At 42.3% G+C, this 381-nt stretch carries 1 protein-coding gene; it reads left to right on the top strand.

What is annotated here, in order from left to right; genetic code table 11:
* Positions 1-381: ComEC/Rec2 family competence protein (locus IQR33_RS24750; RefSeq protein WP_193844146.1), on the top strand; the 381-nt coding region annotated here is incomplete at both ends.

Here is a 381-nt window from a genome sequence, read left to right as displayed (position 1 = left end):
CTGGTGCACTGGACTTCTTGGCGAGTTCTTTTGCTTGCAGTATCTCTACAACTGCTTGTCCAACCTTTTGCATCCTACAGTATGAGCTTTTGGTTATCGTACCTCTCCGTTTGTGCGGTATTGTTCGCAATTAATTTGATTCGACATCAAAGGGGAGGTTGGAAAGCGCGATTAAAAGCGTTATTGCTTACTCAATTGATGTTGAGCGCTTTAATCGTACCTGTTAGTGGCCATTTCTTCTCCGGTTTTAGTTTGTCCTCAATAGCCTACAACTTGGTATTTATTCCTTGGTTCGGATTTATCGTTGTACCTTTGATGTTTCTAGCCCTGTTCTCATCTTTGTTTCTTGAAATGATAGCGAAGCCTCTGTGGCATTTGGTG

This window comes from Vibrio sp. OPT46, assembly GCF_015163535.1.
Lineage (GTDB): Bacteria > Pseudomonadota > Gammaproteobacteria > Enterobacterales > Vibrionaceae > Vibrio > Vibrio alginolyticus.
The sequence above is the reverse complement of the archived record's forward strand: the minus strand, read 5'-3'. Positions and strand labels throughout refer to the sequence as shown.